The 15,157-nt window shown below is 41.7% G+C and carries 17 protein-coding genes and 1 pseudogene; 6 read left to right on the top strand and 12 right to left on the bottom strand.

All coding sequences use genetic code 11. From position 1 onward, the window contains the following. Positions 1 to 116: 116 nt before the first annotated feature. A complete protein-coding gene (locus ACFPU1_RS00040; RefSeq protein WP_385937045.1) occupies positions 117 to 1,322 on the bottom strand; it encodes an NAD(P)/FAD-dependent oxidoreductase in 1,206 nt (401 codons plus the stop codon). 419 nt (positions 1,323 to 1,741) lie between these two features. On the opposite strand from ACFPU1_RS00040, the gene ACFPU1_RS00045 reads away from it, so the two are divergent. Continuing rightward, complete coding sequence (locus tag ACFPU1_RS00045; RefSeq protein ID WP_054636182.1) at positions 1,742 to 2,731, top strand: NAD(P)/FAD-dependent oxidoreductase; 990 nt, start codon at positions 1,742 to 1,744, stop codon at positions 2,729 to 2,731. A 35-nt stretch (positions 2,732 to 2,766) separates the two neighbouring features. Here the strand turns inward: ACFPU1_RS00045 and ACFPU1_RS00050 are convergent, their stop codons facing one another. The 3 genes from ACFPU1_RS00050 to ACFPU1_RS00060 all read right to left on the bottom strand — a co-directional run bounded on the left by ACFPU1_RS00050 (position 2,767) and on the right by ACFPU1_RS00060 (position 3,773). Beyond that, positions 2,767 to 2,961 carry a hypothetical protein gene (locus tag ACFPU1_RS00050; protein ID WP_385937049.1) on the bottom strand — a complete coding sequence of 65 codons (195 nt, stop codon included), beginning with the start codon at positions 2,959 to 2,961 and terminating at the stop codon, positions 2,767 to 2,769. Positions 2,962 to 3,092: 131 nt separating this feature from the next. Beyond that, a complete protein-coding gene (locus tag ACFPU1_RS00055) occupies positions 3,093 to 3,443 on the bottom strand; it encodes a HesB/IscA family protein (RefSeq protein WP_054636180.1) in 351 nt (116 codons plus the stop codon). Between the two features lie 123 nt (positions 3,444 to 3,566). Then, positions 3,567 to 3,773: an aspartyl-phosphate phosphatase Spo0E family protein gene (locus ACFPU1_RS00060; protein ID WP_054636179.1), complete on the bottom strand. Its 207-nt coding sequence runs from the start codon at positions 3,771 to 3,773 to the stop codon at positions 3,567 to 3,569. A gap of 302 nt (positions 3,774 to 4,075) precedes the next feature. Between ACFPU1_RS00060 and mqnE the strand changes: the two genes are divergently transcribed. Next, positions 4,076 to 5,170 carry an aminofutalosine synthase MqnE gene (gene mqnE, locus ACFPU1_RS00065; protein WP_054636178.1) on the top strand — a complete coding sequence of 365 codons (1,095 nt, stop codon included), beginning with the start codon at positions 4,076 to 4,078 and terminating at the stop codon, positions 5,168 to 5,170. 170 nt (positions 5,171 to 5,340) lie between these two features. On the opposite strand, the gene dapF is transcribed toward mqnE, so the two are convergent. From dapF to ACFPU1_RS00080, 3 genes are all read right to left on the bottom strand, one after another. After that, a complete protein-coding gene (dapF, locus tag ACFPU1_RS00070; RefSeq protein WP_385937054.1) occupies positions 5,341 to 6,192 on the bottom strand; it encodes a diaminopimelate epimerase in 852 nt (283 codons plus the stop codon). A gap of 9 nt (positions 6,193 to 6,201) precedes the next feature. Beyond that, complete coding sequence (locus ACFPU1_RS00075; protein ID WP_385937057.1) at positions 6,202 to 6,441, bottom strand: hypothetical protein; 240 nt, start codon at positions 6,439 to 6,441, stop codon at positions 6,202 to 6,204. Positions 6,442 to 6,632: 191 nt separating this feature from the next. Beyond that, complete coding sequence (locus ACFPU1_RS00080) at positions 6,633 to 6,869, bottom strand: YuzB family protein (RefSeq protein WP_054636177.1); 237 nt, start codon at positions 6,867 to 6,869, stop codon at positions 6,633 to 6,635. Positions 6,870 to 7,200: 331 nt separating this feature from the next. On the opposite strand from ACFPU1_RS00080, the pseudogene ACFPU1_RS00085 reads away from it, so the two are divergent. Both ACFPU1_RS00085 and ACFPU1_RS00090 read left to right on the top strand, forming a co-directional pair. Further along, positions 7,201 to 7,368 (top strand): annotated as a pseudogene (locus ACFPU1_RS00085) (TetR/AcrR family transcriptional regulator); the annotation flags it as partial. Between the two features lie 402 nt (positions 7,369 to 7,770). Beyond that, positions 7,771 to 8,844 carry an NAD(P)/FAD-dependent oxidoreductase gene (locus ACFPU1_RS00090; RefSeq protein WP_385938207.1) on the top strand — a complete coding sequence of 358 codons (1,074 nt, stop codon included), beginning with the start codon at positions 7,771 to 7,773 and terminating at the stop codon, positions 8,842 to 8,844. 59 nt (positions 8,845 to 8,903) lie between these two features. Here ACFPU1_RS00090 and ACFPU1_RS00095 read toward each other — a convergent pair whose 3' ends face one another. Continuing rightward, entirely contained in the window at positions 8,904 to 9,218 is a 315-nt protein-coding gene (locus ACFPU1_RS00095; protein WP_385937060.1) for a DUF1462 family protein, read from the bottom strand. A 175-nt stretch (positions 9,219 to 9,393) separates the two neighbouring features. Between ACFPU1_RS00095 and ACFPU1_RS00100 the strand changes: the two genes are divergently transcribed. Next, on the top strand, positions 9,394 to 9,633 hold the full coding sequence (locus ACFPU1_RS00100) for a NifU family protein (protein WP_054636175.1): 240 nt from the start codon (positions 9,394 to 9,396) through the stop codon (positions 9,631 to 9,633). A gap of 216 nt (positions 9,634 to 9,849) precedes the next feature. On the opposite strand, the gene thrB is transcribed toward ACFPU1_RS00100, so the two are convergent. The 4 genes from thrB to yutH form a co-directional block, all read right to left on the bottom strand. Further along, complete coding sequence (gene thrB, locus ACFPU1_RS00105; RefSeq protein ID WP_054636174.1) at positions 9,850 to 10,776, bottom strand: homoserine kinase; 927 nt, start codon at positions 10,774 to 10,776, stop codon at positions 9,850 to 9,852. Further along, on the bottom strand, positions 10,766 to 11,836 hold the full coding sequence (thrC, locus tag ACFPU1_RS00110) for a threonine synthase (protein WP_385937063.1): 1,071 nt from the start codon (positions 11,834 to 11,836) through the stop codon (positions 10,766 to 10,768). Before thrC ends, thrB begins: the two co-directional genes overlap by 11 nt. Before the next feature lies 1 nt (position 11,837). Then, positions 11,838 to 13,133 (bottom strand): homoserine dehydrogenase, encoded by a 1,296-nt coding sequence (locus tag ACFPU1_RS00115; protein ID WP_054636172.1) that lies wholly within the window; start codon positions 13,131 to 13,133, stop codon positions 11,838 to 11,840. Positions 13,134 to 13,424: 291 nt separating this feature from the next. Then, entirely contained in the window at positions 13,425 to 14,456 is a 1,032-nt protein-coding gene (yutH, locus tag ACFPU1_RS00120) for a spore coat putative kinase YutH (protein WP_385937067.1), read from the bottom strand. A gap of 160 nt (positions 14,457 to 14,616) precedes the next feature. Between yutH and ACFPU1_RS00125 the strand changes: the two genes are divergently transcribed. After that, the gene (locus ACFPU1_RS00125; RefSeq protein ID WP_100400114.1) at positions 14,617 to 15,111 is read left to right on the top strand and encodes a phosphatidylglycerophosphatase A family protein; all 495 of its coding nucleotides are present in this window, start codon (positions 14,617 to 14,619) and stop codon (positions 15,109 to 15,111) included. The last annotated feature ends 46 nt before the right edge of the window (positions 15,112 to 15,157 follow it).

A 15,157-nucleotide genomic window follows, 5' to 3' on the forward strand; every position in this document is an offset into this window, starting at 1 on the left:
GCGGTTACAACGACCTTCACCGTTCGGGACTTTAACCCTAGAGTTTATACCCATGCCGGGCACACAATAAGAGGAGTTTACCAAGAATCTCGGTAAACTCCTCTTTCATTCTGATCCTAGAATGGATTCTTTCCTTTTTTGAGGACTAGGGCTGGTCCGCCAAGAAGGAACAAGTAACGATTATCAATCATTTTTTTCATGAAATTAGCAGAATTGCCGTACAGTTTTTTATTCCCTACAACTCCAATGGCTTCTTTTCCACCCAATGAAGCGACGGTTCCTTTAATTTCCGGAGTAAACTCATGCAAAGCATCGTCTTTAATAAGTGCCTTAAGGTTTTTCGCGACTACTGCAGCCTGCTGCATTGCAATTTGAGCAGTTGGAGGATAAGGACGGTTAATTTCTTCATTAATAATTAATGCACAGTCACCGATAATGAAGACATCATCATGTTCCGGTGCTCTAAGATCCTTTTCAACTTTCACACGGCCTCTCATAGCTTCAAAGCCGGATTTCTCGATAACAGGGTTTCCGCGTACACCTGTAGCCCACACGACCGTACCTGCTTTAATTTCTTCTCCGCTTTTTAAGACGACGCCTTCAGAAGTCACTTCACTGATAGGAGTGTTAATTTTAAATTCTACGCCACGGTTTTCAAGAAGATTCATGCCATACTCAACAAGCTCAGGGTCAAAGCCTGGTAGTGCTGTTGGTGCAGCTTCAATGACATACATTTTTACTTTATTTCTAGGTATATCGTATTCCTGGCATAACTCGGGCACACGTTCACTTAACTCCCCGATAAACTCAATACCGGTAAACCCAGCTCCTGCTACAATAAACGTCAAGCTTGAATCATCCGGCTCTTCTTCATTGTTATATTTTGCAAATTGGTACTCAATGTGATCTTTAATTTGGCGAACACCATCAACAGTCCATTTACTGAAAGCGTGTTCAAACACTCCCGGTACTCCAAAAGTCTCAGGTACAGCTCCTAATCCGATAACTAGATAATCATAATCAATGTCACCTTTGCCTTTTAAAGCCACTTTCTTTTCTTCACGCTTTACTTCCACCACTTCATCTTGCACGAAATTCACTTTGCTCATGTTAAGAACGTCACTGATTTTCATGCGTGTTTTTTCAGGGTGAAGAGTTCCTGCTGCCGGTTCATGAAGCCAGGTTGTTTGGTAGTGGTAGTCATGCTTGTTAACTAAAGTCACGTTTGCCTCGTTAGCGTCTAACTCTTTGTTCAAGCGAGTTGCTGTAATCATCCCAGCATATCCCGCCCCTAAAATTACGATATTTGGTTTACGTGCCACTTTGATCACATCTCCATTTTCCTATGAATATTTTCATTACTCTGCTCTCTCTGCCCATATTACATGTAAGTATAGGGTTGATCTCTCTTTTTAAGTCTTATCCTTCGCACTTGTGAATCGTTTCACGTACAAAAGCGCAAAAAGATAATTTTTCGCAAAATGGTCACAAATCACACCTAATATGATATTTGTTTTTCGGGCTTTTTTCAACCGTTTTTTTAAACTTCCACTATTCTCTAATTTTTTTGTTCTCAAGTGCTAACACTAAAACCATTCATATTTGACTTCTATCGTATCGTTCCTCTTTTAAGCCTTCTATTGTGCGTCTTCCTTTTAATAAAAGGTCTATACGCTTATAATGGCAATAAGTATGACAATAGAAAGAAAAGATTTGTGAATCGTCAGCGGAGGTGGCAATTGTGAAAGAAGATCAGGAACTATATGATATAACCATTATAGGAGGCGGGCCAACAGGACTCTTTACAGCTTTCTACGGTGGAATGCGCCAGGCAAAAGTGAAAATTATCGAAAGCATGCCTCAATTAGGCGGTCAGCTGTCGGCTCTTTATCCAGAAAAATATATTTACGATGTTGCCGGCTTCCCAAAAGTCCGTGCACAGGAACTTGTGGATAACCTTATTGCCCAAATGAATCCATTTAATCCTACAGTCGTCCTTGAACAAGCAGTAGAAGACGTGGAACAGCTTGGCGATAAGACATACAAAGTGAAAACAGATAAAGAAATCCATCACACTCGTACTATCATCATTACCGCAGGGGTGGGAGCGTTCAAGCCAAGAAAGCTTGAAGTTGATGGGGCTGAAGAATATGAAGGATCCAATCTTCATTACTTCGTCCAGGATATTAAGAAGTTCGCAGGTCAAAAAGTAATGATTTGCGGCGGAGGAGACTCTGCTGTTGACTGGGCTAATATGCTCGATCCGATTGCTGACGTTACTCTTGTTCACCGCAGAAGCAAATTCCGCGCCCATGAACATAGTGTTCAGGAGCTCGAAAACTCTGGAGTTAATATTTTAACGCCATTTGCTATTAAAGAGCTTAAGGGAAAAGGAGGCAAAGTCAACCAGGTTGTCTTAAAAGAAGTTAAAGGAGACAGAGAACAAACTGTAGATGTTGACGTTTTGATCGTTAATTTTGGTTTTATTTCTTCTCTCGGCCCAATTAAAGAATGGGGCTTAGAAATCGAAAAGAATGCCATTAAAGTTAATACTAAAATGGAAACAAACCTTAAAGGAATATACGCTGCAGGAGACGTGACGACATATGATGGGAAAGTCAAACTTATTGCTTCCGGCTTTGGAGAAGCTCCCACAGCAGTCAACAACGCTAAAGCATATATGGATCCAGGGGCTAAGGTTCAGCCTGGACACAGTTCACATATGTTCTAAATAAAATAAAGGATTCCGCCTTAAAGCGGGATCCTTTATTTTGTCCATCCAGGCTCATATGTATAAATGACTTTCCCGTAGTGCCCGGCTCTTCCACGAAATGCCTGAAAGTCATCCTGAGCTACCAGGACTTCTCTAAATGACAGAAAATGTTCCTTTGTAACTAAAAGTTCTTCCTTCTCACCTGTCCGCATTTTCTCTAGCTCTTCTTTTGCTTCCTGTTCGTTCACATCTACCCCTCCTTGTCTTCACAATTTAGTTAAACAGTTAATTTCTCAACCATACATAGTAAAAAAGCCTTTCAACAGAACTGTTCTGCTGAAAGGCTTCAGATCTCTTTTGCCTCATCTTCACACCATATTTAGCAATCTTCAGGTGTGCCCGCGTTAGCAGCTGTCCGGAAAGAACTTCCACAGCCGCAGCTTGCTATGGCGTTAGGATTATCTATTGTAAATCCGCCGCCCATCATGTTTTCTTTATAATCAATCTGCAAGCCTTTAATAACAGGCGCGCTTTCTTCATCTACAAGTACTTGCAAGCCATCAATTTCAAGCTCAGTATCTCCTTCTTGGGCTTCATTGTCAAAACCCATTCCATAAGATAAACCGCTGCATCCGCCACCTTTAACACCGATGCGGAGCTTCAGGCTTTCGCCTTCTTCTTCCATCATTTGCTTAACACGGTTAATTGCTGCTTCTGAAATATTAATCAATGGATACCCTCCTTTAAGGATTTCCAGCTGCTTTTACTGCAAGCTTTGAAAACCAAAGTTCTTAACACATATATGATTAAGGTAAGTGTATCGTTTTTAGATAACAGATTCAACCCAAACGATTTATACCATCTGACAATCAGTTAAATTTGAATTTACTTTTTGTTCTTTTGCCATTTCCATCAGCAGATTGTGCTTTGCATCAACTTGTTTGCTGTAATGAAGAACAATGGGGTGATGAATTCCATGTGTAAGAGCAGCGCTCACCATCTTCTCACGCAACTTTTCCAATTGAACTTGTTGCTTTTCGTAACTGGCTTTTTCTTTCATCTACTCTCACCCCTTCATTAATCTTCCTTTCTGTTAACAAAGTTATCCACTAATACACTAATTTTATATTAATTTCCATAAAAGTACAATTATAAAATTGGGAAGGAGACGTTTGTTTTTACGAATTTCCATAAAGTAATATTTCGTATCTCTACTCATCTCTCTTTTATTTCCCTGCCTTGAAATGTATAATGTGTTTATACATCTTATTATACTATCTCATTGTTATATACCTTATTTATTATCTCTATACATTGCATAAGAATATATCTTTTTTATTTTATTTAAAACGGAGGTTTATCATGTCTCTCATCCTCAATGATACCAACTTGAAAGAAATTGCCGATAAAGTTCATAGTGGTGAACGCTTATCTATAGAAGATGGCCTTTACTTATACGATACTCCAGACCTGCTTGGAGTAGCTCAGCTTGCAAACCAGGTAACAGAAAAGAAAAACGGAAACAACGTCTACTTTATTGAAAATATGTACATTAACCCGACCAATGTTTGCGAAGCTAATTGCGGTTTTTGCGGGTTTAAGCGCAAACCTGGACAGGAAGGCGCTTATACAATGGATGAAGAAGCCTTACTTAAGTATGTGGAGGAACGGTGGAACGACAATATTCAAGAGTTTCATATTGTCGGAGGTCACAACACCGAAGTCGGTTTTGATTATTATCTTGACACCATAAGGTCTCTTAAAAAACATTACCCTCAGGCAGCCATCAAAGCTTATACAGGTGCTGAAATTGAGTTTTTCTCACGAATTTCCGGTCTCTCAATGCGTGAAGTTCTTCAGGAATTACAAAAGGCCGGCTTAGATACACTTCCAGGAGGAGGAGCAGAAATCCTCACGGAGCGTTACCGTGCAAAAATGAGCCCTGACAAGGCATCCACTGACCAGTGGCTGGAGGCCCATGAGATTGCTCATGAACTCGGAATGAAAACTCATGCAACTATGTTATACGGCTCTATTGAGTCCTTTGAAGAACGCTTGATTCACATGGACCGTCTGCGCCAGCTTCAAGACAAAACCAATGGCTTTATGGTGTTTATTCCTCTTGCCATGCAGCCAAGAACAGTGAATGCCAGCTGGACAAGAAGAACCACTGCTTTTGATGATATGAGAACCGTTGCTATTTCCCGTTTAATGCTTGATAACTTTGACCACATTAAAGCGTACTGGATCAACATTGGTCCACAGCTTACTCAGATGGCTCTTACCTTCGGAGCTGATGATATACACGGAACATTAATTGAAGAACGTATTTCTCATTCTGTAGGAGCGTTAACGTCTCAAGGACTAACAAGAAAAGAACTGGTTCACTTCATTAAAGGGGCCAACAAAAAGCCGATTGAACGTGATACCTTCTATAATGTGATTAAAGAATATTAAGCCTATCGAGGGTGTCCCTAAAGTTTATCTTATGGGTCGCCCTCTTTTTAATACCGGGGGGGATAATACCCAGCTGCTTACTAACCATATGTACGACTTTCTTTTCGGCTCGTATTATTAGTTCTGAAGAGAGCAGCCAAAAAAAGAACGCTGCTTATGCAGCGTCCTTTTTAAATAGCTGTACTATAAGTTCCCTCACACACTGTAACCGCGGGTCCTGTCATCAGGATGTGTCCGTCCTCCGCCCAGGTTATTTGGAGATCACCGCCCAAAAGATGCACAGTTACTTCTTCTCCTTTTTTAGATTTACCATTTAAGACGGAAGCAACGACAGCTGCACATGCCCCGGTGCCGCAGGCCTGTGTAATACCGGATCCTCTTTCCCATACCCTGAAATGGATCTCATTTTCACTCACTTGTTCTACAAATTCAATGTTTGCCCATTCCGGGAACATGGAGTCCTTTTCAAGGGCTGGTCCAATTGTTTCAACAGGAGCTTCATTAATGTCATCCACAAAAAAGACGGCATGAGGATTTCCCATGGACACGCCTGTCATGTACACTTTCCTGCCCATAACCTCTACTTCTTCATTGATCGTTTCTTCTTCAGGATTACCTGTCATAGGAAGATCCTTCTTTTTCAGACGGGGAGGTCCCATGTTAATCGTTACTAACTCCACCGTTCCGTCTTTTTGATGAACTTCAGCATTAACAAGACCTCCTAACGTTTCTATCGTGAATTGCTCTTCACTTACATAGCCTTTTTCAAAGGCAAACTTAGCTACACATCTTAAGCCATTTCCACAATTTCTGGCTTCGGATCCATCAGCATTAAATATTCGCATTTTCACATCTGCACTCTCAGAGGGGCCAACCAGTATCAAACCGTCTGAACCGATGCCTTTATTTTTATCAGCAACTGCAATGGCAAGGTAAGAAAGCTTATCCTCCTCCAGTTCCTCTTCAAAAAGATCTACATAAATATAACTGTTTCCCAGCCCGTGCATCTTTGTAAATTTCATCTTCATTCCTCATTTCCGCAAGTGGTCAGTTGTCCAGAAATAATCCTCATCCGCTTTCAGGATAATCATTTTTGTATGACAGCATGGCAGAACCATGTTTGTTTTGATTTCCTCTTTTGCCCGTTCTAAATCCTCTTCACTCATATGGGTGAGGACGTTGTGCTGGTGACAATAAGGGCACTCATGAAGATAAATATCCTCCATCATTTTGTCATAAGGCCACGTATTTTCAAAAGGTATCAGCTTCATCTTCCTGCCCTCCTTTTCTTGAAAGTATAACGGAGAAAATAAACTGTGCCAACAGGGGAAGCGCCGGTGCTTAGAGTAATTCCATACTAATTTCCGTATTTTTTGCTTACCCTGTCGCTGAACGCCTGTTTTGCAGCATAAAGAGGAACTTTGTCAAAAAAAAGCGCCTTCTTATACGAAGGGCGCCTAAATTAAAACATTGGATTTTCCTCTAAATACTGGTAAACATTTTGGACTAATTCAGTAGTGCTTTCTCCTGTCACTACTTCTCCATTCACTAAAGCAAACATGTCCATTGCACATTGTCCACAGTTTCCAAGACAGCCGTATTCTATAATATCAAGGTTAGGGTCCTTTTCCAGCTCTTCCATCGCCTTATGAGTACCGCTGGCCAAATTACTTAAACAAAATTCTATAATTGGTCTCAATTTATACTCACCTCTTTACTACTCTCAAATTATCCTACCCTTAGGTCAAGAATAAGTCAATCCATCTCTCCTTTTCCTTAATTTGAAGAAGACGTAAGAATCTAAGGAGCAAGAAGTTACGAAGTTTGTTGTAAAATTGACATAAAATCGTTATAATTTAACTGACTAAGGTCACTTTTTACATAGCAAGAAGGATTGGGAATAAAGACTGGAACTGAAATCATTTATTTTTTACCTCAACATACCTTTTAGGCTTTTTGTGAAAACGCCTCAAAAATTTTACCGTTTTCCTTTTTATTTTTGCCTGGAATGGGAATGGAGAGATATACCAATGAAACGTTCGGAGAAAAAAGAACAGACAAGAAAGAAAATAATTAAAGAAGCTGTGAATCTTTTTCGTGAGAAGGGTTTCGAGCAAACAACCGTCCAGGAAATCACGGAAGCAGCAGAGGTGGCAAAAGGCACCTTCTTTAACCATTTTCCAACTAAAGAATCAGTAATGCAGGCTTTGGCAGAGCAGCGCCTCGATCAGGTGGATCAATATATACATAGGTACGGATTGTACCGTATGTCCTTATCCTCTCAAATAAGGGCTCATCTAAATTATTTATTAGGGGATTATAATATAAATCCAGTACTGACCCGGCAAGTCTGGAGACACGTTGTGGAAAGCGATTCGTTATTATTGAGAAGATGGGAACAGCTTCTTGAGCAGGGAATGAAACGCGGAGAATTAAACACCTCCATAAACGTGTCGAGATGGAGCCATATTATTAATAGTCATTTTTATTATCATTTAGCGACATGTGAAGAGCCTACAAGGGAAAAGTTTCTGAATCAGCTTATTCCCTTTATGCAAACAAGTTTAAAAGCCATTACAGAGAAAAGGGGAGTTCAGTCTATGAAAAAGCTTGTCATCTTAGGCGGTGGCTATGGTGGAATGAGAATAATGCAACGGTTATTACCAAATGATTTACCTGACGATGTAGAATTAATTTTAATAGATAAACTGCCGTATCACTGTATGAAGACCGAATATTATGCCTTGGCAGCGGGTACTGAATCGGACCAGGAGATACGTGTGCCTTTTCCAGATCACGAACGGCTCAACCTCCACTATGGCACTGTTGAATCCATTGACCTTCAGAACAGAGTCCTACACTTTGAGGGCGATGATACGCTGGAATATGATTACTTAATTATTGGCGTTGGAAGTGAAGATAAATATCACGGTGTTCCTGGCGCAGAGGACTATACATACAGCATCCAAAGTATGGAGGAAACGCGGAGAACTTACGAAGCTCTGAGTAATCTTCCTCCACGATCTGATGTGTCCATTGTCGGTGCAGGATTAAGCGGAGTAGAACTTGCGAGTGAGTTGCGTGAGAGCCGTTCCGACTTAAATATTAAATTGTTTGACCGGGGCGATACAATTCTTCCTATGTTCCCTCAACGTCTAAGTACTTATGTGCAAAATTGGTTTATTAAACATGATGTGGAGGTTATTAGTAACTCTAACATTACTCGCGTTGAACAAGGAGCGTTATACAATCATGAGGACCGGATTGAGTCCCAGGCCATTATATGGACTGCCGGCATTCAGCCTGGTAAGGTTGTACGTGAGCTTGACACTGAAAAGGATAAATCGGGAAGAGTTGTTTTAACACCACATCATCACTTGCCACAGGATGAAAACGTCTTTGTGGTAGGAGACTGTGCAAGCCTCCCTCATGCCCCAAGCGCCCAGCTTGCTGAAGGCCAGGGAGAACAGATTGCCATGGTACTGAAAAAGAGATGGAACAATGAGTCCATCCCTGAAACCTTGCCAACTATCAAACTAAAAGGGGTTTTAGGCTCCCTGGGGAAAAAGCATGGATTTGGGCTTATGGGTGATAAGGCTGCAGTAACCGGAAGAGTTGCGCGTCTGTTAAAAAGCGGTGTTCTCTGGATGTATAAGCATCACTCCGGAGTATAATCAAGCCTGGTTTAGTGGGATAAAGTAAGACATGGCTTCTCTGCCATGTCTTTTTTACTTTAGGACTGGTACAGCTCTTCGATCTTTTTAGAAATTCGGTTTAATCGTGGATCCCCTTCTGCAACAATTTCATTTTCAATTGTTACTAAAGGGTACAATAAGTCATTTTCAAAAATCTGCTTTGCGACTTCTTTGTCTATCCCTTCCCCAGGGTTTTCAATGTCAACATAGAAAAATTCAAAGTCCCGCTCCGGGTACTTCCTTGTTAAAGCAGCTTCAAGCCACTCTTTCGTCTCCAATGCAGAAGGCATATTAATACAGCTTGGACATTTCTTTTCGGCACCGTACACTTTAATAGTAAGAACTTTGCTCATATGATTTCCCCTCACCCTAAACGTTTTTTTCTGAAAAAGGAATGATTATAAAGTTTTAACCCTTTTTTATTGTATCTAACATCTTTAGATAGTAAAATGTTTTATAAGTCACTCAGCTCATAGATTTTTTCATCTGTGGATATTATAATAGAAGTATAGAAAGGAGTTGTTCTTAATGCCAGAAACAACTGACATGCACGCACAAGTGCAAGAAGTATTAGAAAAATTACGCCCGTTCTTGCTTCGTGACGGCGGTGACGTGGAACTAGTAGACGTTGAGGATGGAATTGTTAAAGTACGCCTATTGGGTGCTTGCGGATCTTGCCCTTCTTCTACAATTACGTTGAAAGCCGGTATTGAGCGTGCCCTTCTTGAAGAAGTACCTGGGGTAGTAGAGATCGAGCAAGTATTTTAATATATGAACAGAAAAGGTCAGGCCGAGAAGGCCTGGCCTTTTTTTGGTGCCTGGCACCTCGCAGAACATCCGGCCTTTGAAACATTTATCATTGATTCTTCCCCCTTGCCGCACCAAGCCTTCTGTCTGTTTCTCCTTTGTTACACGCAACTGAGGTGCCAGGCACCCTGAACACAAAAGACCAGCTGTCTACCCTGACAGCTGGTCTTTTGTTTATTAAGAAACTGTGATGTTTTTACGGTTTTTTACGTATTTAACAGTTGAACCAAATGGGGCAGGCCTAGCTGTTTCAACATTAAATTGCGGAAAATCCTCTTGTAAAGCTCTTTGAACTTCAGCTCCCTTTCCGAAAGGAGCAAGACAAATAATTGTAGGACCTGCACCACTTAATGCTGCTCCGTACGCTCCGTAGTCTTTGACATTTTTCAGTATATCAGTGAGTCCCGGAATAAGCTTGGAACGGTATGGATGGTGAAACACATCTCTGCCCATCATTTTACCAAGCAGAGCCCAATCCTCTTTTAATAAAGCAGCTACCAGGACGTTGCTTAAGCTGCTACCCTTAATCGCTTGATGAAACTCCAGCTGGCGAGGGAGAATACCTCTGGCTTCTTTTGTCATCAGCTCGTTATCGGGAACCATAAGGACGATATCAACATCCGGAACTCCACAAGGAACAATATCAGTGTTGTCCGGAGAATGAGTTCCCACGATTAAACCGCCATACAAACAAGGGCCTACATTATCAGGGTGGCCTTCCCACAGACTGGCAAGGCGAAGCTTTTCAGCTTTTGTCAGTTCTGTTCCAAGCATTTGATCAGCAAGTTCAATAGCAGCAATAATAGCTGCGGCACTGCTTCCAAGTCCTCTGGCTAAAGGAATATCGCTGATCATATGAACATGGCAAGGGGGAAGCTCACGGTCCATTTTCCGTGCCACATACTCTGCAACTTCATAAATCACATTATCTTTGCCGGTTGGGACGCCTTCAAGCACCTTTGATTCCGTGGAAAAATGCCACTCATCTGCTTTCTCAACTTCTAGCGTAATATAGCGGTCAACAGCTAATCCAATCGAATCAAATCCAGGCCCGAGATTAGCAGAGCTGGCAGGTACTCTAATCACCAGCATATCACTTTCCATGAGCTACACCTCCTCTAATATGTTCTAAAAATGCCTCCTCCTTGTTTGGAAGAACAGTTGGTTTTACAGTTACCGTATCAATGGCTGTACTTGGATCTTTTAAGCCATTTCCAGTCAGCACGCATACAACCTGCGAACCTTTCTTTACGTCCCCGCTCTTAATTTTCTTCGTCAAGCCGGCAATGGAGGCACATGAAGCTGGTTCAGCAAAGATTCCTTCCTTTTGAGCAAGGAGCTGGTAGGCTTCTAAAATTTCTTCATCGGTCACCATGTCAATTTCACCATTTGACTCTTCTGCAGCGTTTACTGCCTGGGACCAGCTGGCCGGGTTCCCAATCCGAATAGCTGTTGCAATGGTTTCAGGTTCTTTAATAACTTCATTTTTCACAATGGCTGCAGCACCTTCCGCTTCAAATCCTCTCATTTTTGGAAGGCCTGTCCCTTTTTGCTCATCATATTCTTTGAAGCCTTTCCAGTAGGCCGTGATATTCCCCGCATTTCCAACAGGGATAGAAAGTACATCAGGGGCTTTCCCTAATACATCGCAGATTTCAAAGGCAGCTGTTTTTTGTCCTTCAATTCTGTACGGATTCACGGAATTTACGAGAGTCACAGCTTCTTTTTCGCTGATGGAACGAACAATATCCAGAGCATTGTCAAAGTTTCCTTGAATTTCAAACACTTCAGCACCGTACATCACAGCCTGCGCCAATTTTCCTAAAGCGATCTTCCCTTCAGGAATCACTACAATACAACGCAGTCCAGCACGAGCACCATAGGCAGCAGCTGCAGCAGAAGTATTCCCCGTGGAGGCACAAATAATTGCTTTACTGCCTTCTTCTTTTGCTTTAGCGACGGCCATTACCATCCCTCTATCCTTAAAAGAACCTGTCGGGTTCGCTCCTTCAACTTTCACATATGCCTCTACCCCCCACTCCTCTGAAAGAGTTTCAAGGTGGATCAGCGGGGTGTTCCCTTCATTAAGTGAAAGCGTTGGTGTTTTTTCATTGACCGGCAAATAATCTTTGTATGTGTGAAGCAAACCTTTCCAGCTGCTCATCTTAGTTTCCTCCCTCAACTCGATAAGTACTTTTAACGTCCAGTACAATATCAAGCTCCTCTAATTTCTTGTAGATTTCTTCATAAGTTGCACGAGTAGTCTGATGAGTGATGATCACTACTTCCGCTGTTTCTTCTCCTTTTATCGGCCATTGAAGTAACTTTTCAAAGCTGACGTCATGCTTGGAAAATAAAGAAGTCAAGGTAGCAAATGTGCCGGTTTCATCTTTGACATGAAGTCGCAGGAAATATTTAGCTTTAGATTCTTCATCTGATTTCATTTCTTTGCTGTGCAAAGGCCCGGTAATACTTCTTCCATTGACTCCAAGCTTCATGTTTTTCACAACGGTAACCAGGTCAGAAACTACCGCTGTAGCGGTTGGCAGTGAACCAGCTCCAGGACCGTAAAACATTGTTTCACCTACAGCCTCTCCGTAAACGTAGACAGCATTGTATTCGTCATTGACGGAAGCAAGAGGGTGAGAATTAGGAATAAGTGTCGGCTGTACTGTAAGCTCAAGCTTTCCTTCATCGCGCTGGGCTAAACCAATAAGCTTAATAGTATAACCAAGCTGCTCACAATACTCGATGTCTTCCAAAGTAACAGTTGTAATTCCTCTGACCACTACATCTTCCAAATCCACATTGGTTGCAAAACTTAAGTTTGCTAAAATGGTGATTTTTCTGGCTGCATCAAGTCCCTCGACATCAGAGGTAGGGTCACTTTCGGCAAAGCCCAGTTCTTTGGCTTCTGCAAGAACTTCTTCATAAGACCTGCCTTCCTGGCTCATCTTTGTCAAAATATAATTAGTAGTGCCATTAACTATACCCATAATTTTTGTAATGCGGTCTGAGGAAAGGCCTTCTACAAGGCTGCGAATAACAGGAATGCCGCCTGCTACACTCGCTTCATAAAAAATGTCACATTGGTTTTCCGAGGCAGCCTTTAACAATTCCGGCCCGTAAAGTGCCATTAAGTCCTTATTAGCAGTTACGATGTGCTTTTTCTGCTGAAGGGCTTTAAGAATGTATTCTCTGGCTTCATGAATACCGCCCATCACTTCAATGACAACATCCACATCAGGATCTGAAATAACCTCGTCAGGTGAAGTGGTTAACTTATCTGTGTCAATCTCTATTGATCTTTGTTTTTCTACGTCCTTAACAAGAACCTTCTCTATTGTAATAGGACTCCCTACTTGGTGTTGAAGCTCTTCCTGGTGTTCCTTAATAATTTGGATCACACCGCTTCCTACCGTCCCTAACCCAAGTAATCCTATACCAACTCTGCTATTCATGGTCTCCCCACTCCTTACTTCATCTATCTCTGCTTTCCTTTTTTCCATTGATGCAAATAATTTATATCATCACACATAACTTAAATCATTGTCAATTTTATGCGGAATGGAAAGAGTGTATATAAGAGACGAACAATTGTCTCACTATAATGGACATTATAGAATTTTCCCGTACTTTTTACAAGAGGGTAGACACTTTTCTCACTTTTTGTTAACTAAAAATATCCTGGCCATTTCTATCTCACTTTCTTTTCCTCTACGTAATGTAAGAGCCATATAAAAAAAGAGGGGCTATCGCAGCCGTCCCTCTCTTTGAAGAATCCAATCTATTTTCCCAGGCCAATTCCGTCCCAGGTTCCTTCCAAGTTTCCCGAGCTGCTCAAGGTAAGTACCTTCTCGTTCCCATATCTCCTCAACACTCCATTCCATTTCTTTGCCAACAGTGGAGCTTTCATACATATAGTGCTTTTCCACCCGCTCAATATATAAATAAGGAAATACAAGCCTCCCAAACACCATCATCCAATCCTGGTCTGTAAACGCATTGTGCTGAAGGTAGTGGTGTAAAAAGGACTCTATTCGCTGAGTTGGCTCCTGCTGAAAAAACGCCTCTCTCAGCCATTCTGCCACATCTCTTGCAGGGTGGTCGTAAAGCCATTCGGACGGCAGTTTCACTTCAGTTCTTTCCGGGTCCACTGTCAGCCAAGTTCCCTCTGTAAAACGAAAGTGGCTTATTGATCCACCTTCTTTTGCTGAATACTCCCGACCGCTCTCCATCTCCCTAAGCCATTGAATTGCATTTTCAGTTAATCCCAGGTAATAGGGAAACGTTAAAACGAACCAGCGGTCAAAGGAAGTAAAGTCAGTTTGCTGGCTTACTTTTGCGTACCAGCTTTCCAGCTGGTCAATTCTCATCTCCCACCACTGACTCCATCTCATGCCAAACGATACAGTCGAGGAATCCGAAGCATTACCCAGATGACTCCCTTGTTTATGAAACATCCCCAGGGAAGAGCCGGTTTCTGTCATGTGACCGACTGTTCTTTCCTCCTCGGGAATATAAAACAGCATTCTTTCTTCGCCATCAATCGGAATCGTTTCACGGCCATTAACGGATTGAACAAACTGCGCAACCTGTATGCCGCCGTTTTGTTTCAGCATTTCCGCCCAGGAAATTTTTTCTTTCAGGCTTCCTCTTCCTGTTTCCAGTTTCGGCACAAAAATGTATGTTCCGCTGTCAGCTGAAAACCCTTCGTACATACCAGCCTGGAACCTTTCTCTGCAGTACAGCCCGTATCCGTCATATACATTCCTTTCAAACAAAGCCCGGTCACCTCTCCTTTTTAGTTCATATAATAGTTTATGACCCATACACGGAAACCTTTCACAAAGAAGGGATATCCTCTCTGCTTTAAGACACACTAAGAGAGCAGAGTCTTGTAAATTCCGGAGAACAAAAGAATAAAAAAGACAGGTGATATAAATGGTTTATCAGCACCATCCTCTTAAAGAAACAGCAATTTCATTACTAAAAGAAAGAGGAGTCACGACGGATAAGATCGCTGAATTAGTACATTTTCTTCAATCTCAATACTTCCCAGAACTTACGATGGAAGCGTGCAAAGCCAACGTGGAGCATGTACTGGGAAAACGGGAGGTGCAAAACGCTATTATTACAGGGATAGAGCTGGATCGATTAACTGAAAAAAAAGCAATAACCGAGCCGCTGCAGGAAATCTTAGAAAACGACGAAGGCTTGTATGGCATTGATGAGATTATTGCTCTTTCAATTGTTAATGTTTACGGCTCTATTGGTTTTACAAACTACGGTTATATCGACAAAGTGAAACCAGGGATCCTGAAAAAACTTAATGATAAATCCACTGGTGAATGTCATACTTTTCTCGATGACATTGTCGGGGCTATTGCAGCTGCAGCTTCAAGCAGACTCGCCCACCGTGCAGCCAATGTAGAATAATTTTTTAAAAGCCGGAAGCCTTCTGGACCCCTTAATTTTGCCAAGC

Origin of the sequence: Thalassorhabdus alkalitolerans, assembly GCF_042656525.1 — a bacterium.
GTDB classification, from domain to species: domain Bacteria; phylum Bacillota; class Bacilli; order Bacillales; family Marinococcaceae; genus Thalassorhabdus; species Thalassorhabdus alkalitolerans.

Coding starts and splice junctions, on each gene's coding strand:
- ACFPU1_RS00090 (WP_385938207.1), top strand. CDS start 7,771: ATGAAAAAGCTTGTCATCTTAGGCGGTGGCTATGGTGGAATGAGAATA.
- ACFPU1_RS00125 (WP_100400114.1), top strand. CDS start 14,617: ATGGTTTATCAGCACCATCCTCTTAAAGAAACAGCAATTTCATTACTA.
- thrB (WP_054636174.1), bottom strand. CDS start 10,776: ATGGAAAGTGATATGCTGGTGATTAGAGTACCTGCCAGCTCTGCTAAT.
- ACFPU1_RS00075 (WP_385937057.1), bottom strand. CDS start 6,441: ATGAAGCTGATACCTTTTGAAAATACGTGGCCTTATGACAAAATGATG.
- ACFPU1_RS00115 (WP_054636172.1), bottom strand. CDS start 13,133: ATGAATAGCAGAGTTGGTATAGGATTACTTGGGTTAGGGACGGTAGGA.
- ACFPU1_RS00060 (WP_054636179.1), bottom strand. CDS start 3,773: ATGAAAGAAAAAGCCAGTTACGAAAAGCAACAAGTTCAATTGGAAAAG.
- mqnE (WP_054636178.1), top strand. CDS start 4,076: ATGTCTCTCATCCTCAATGATACCAACTTGAAAGAAATTGCCGATAAA.
- ACFPU1_RS00095 (WP_385937060.1), bottom strand. CDS start 9,218: ATGAGCAAAGTTCTTACTATTAAAGTGTACGGTGCCGAAAAGAAATGT.
- ACFPU1_RS00100 (WP_054636175.1), top strand. CDS start 9,394: ATGCCAGAAACAACTGACATGCACGCACAAGTGCAAGAAGTATTAGAA.
- thrC (WP_385937063.1), bottom strand. CDS start 11,836: ATGAGCAGCTGGAAAGGTTTGCTTCACACATACAAAGATTATTTGCCG.
- dapF (WP_385937054.1), bottom strand. CDS start 6,192: ATGAAATTTACAAAGATGCACGGGCTGGGAAACAGTTATATTTATGTA.